Genomic DNA, 1,427 nt, shown 5'->3' on the forward strand with positions numbered 1-1,427 from the left:
TTCTCGAATAATCCGCCCTGTATCTTCAACCAGCACAATGTAGTCTTTAACACTAAACATCAGTCCATTAGGCATATCTAAACGTTCATTTCCTACAAATGGCAGTAGCTCTTTTGGTTGCTCACCTTTCATAGCTGAATTTATGCGTCGTTGAATACTGGTGCAATCTGACCTTTCAGGTGTTGCAGCCATTTGAGCGCGAATTGGATTCAAATCAACATACGCCATACAGGCGAGTACTGCTGCGTCATCAAGTAATGCTTGCGATTTAAAGCGCCCTTCCCAAAAGCGACCTGTACACTTATCTTCTTTATTGGCCATTCTCGCAATCGGTTCACTCAAGGAACGCATAAACCAACTGATATCAGTTAAACGTTCTCGATATAGCCCAATACAATCATTAACCGTCTTTAATTCAAACTCATTAAGCGCTTCACCTTTAACAAATTTATGGGTCAGCAATGTACCTTTAAAGCCTTTATGCCATTGAGTTAACACCCCAATATCAGACCATTCTTTGGCTTTATCTACATCGACTTTAAGCACGACATGTAAGTGATTACTCATAACGGCATAAGCACAGATATCAATGGCAAAAATCGTCGCCAATTCAATAATACGTGAATCAATCCACTCACGGCGATGTTCAAAGTTTTCGCCTGTCGACTTATCAAACCCACACAAAAATGCCTTACGTACCACACGCGAACAACAGTGGTAGTAAGGCGTATCTTCTAAACTCACGAGTGTTTTTCTAGGTCTGGCCATCATTAATTACCGAATATTAAGCAGTAACTAAAGCCTAGTAGAGTGTTTAACATTTAGCCAACTAGAATGGGTGGCCTTGTTATTAACCATTTGATAATTTCCTTTAGTTTTTCACTGCTTGACTAACAAAGTGCGCGACCTTTTTTTGAACGATATCGTCATTTTCGTATATCTTTAGGTGCCGCCTCTTTTTACCACCCCCCTCCAAGATCGAATCACTATCAATAAAGTCCACGCCATTACTGAACTCAATTGAAACATGTTCTTTATATGAATAAATCCCTCCAATTAACGTATCTGACACGTTAAAGACCAAACCACCATATTTAATACCTTCAACTAATTCTTCATTAGCCCTTAAGAAGATATCTCTTATTGCAATCACTATATCAAACTTCTCAGCGGATATGGACTGTATATCAGAAAGGAAGTCGTTTACTTTGTCGCTCGTTGAAATATTCATATTCCTCATACTCCGAATGCTGGAGAGCTATAACGCCCCATTAAGAGGCAAATAATAGTTGGCTAAAATAAGCGACGAAGGAGCAAATAGCCAGCTGTTATTTGTCCTGCTTGAATGGTTTGTGTACGCCCAGCATGGGCATGAACTAATGAGGTGAAAGTCCTCTGTAGGAAGGTCACCGTTTATTAACATGCTG

2 protein-coding genes are annotated in these 1,427 nt (G+C 39.8%); both read right to left on the bottom strand.

What is annotated here, in order from left to right; all coding sequences use genetic code 11:
- Positions 1–768 (bottom strand): transposase (locus Q4591_RS20030; protein ID WP_303462609.1); only part of this gene is annotated, 768 nt, incomplete at its 3' end.
- Positions 769–871: 103 nt separating this feature from the next.
- Complete coding sequence (locus Q4591_RS20035; RefSeq protein ID WP_303462607.1) at positions 872–1,231, bottom strand: DUF1801 domain-containing protein; 360 nt, start codon at positions 1,229–1,231, stop codon at positions 872–874.
- Between the last annotated feature and the right edge of the window lie 196 nt (positions 1,232–1,427).

Source organism: Shewanella sp. 3_MG-2023 (assembly GCF_030548765.1).
In the GTDB taxonomy this organism is placed as follows: domain Bacteria; phylum Pseudomonadota; class Gammaproteobacteria; order Enterobacterales; family Shewanellaceae; genus Shewanella.

Coding starts and splice junctions, on each gene's coding strand:
- Q4591_RS20035 (WP_303462607.1), bottom strand. CDS start 1,231: ATGAATATTTCAACGAGCGACAAAGTAAACGACTTCCTTTCTGATATA.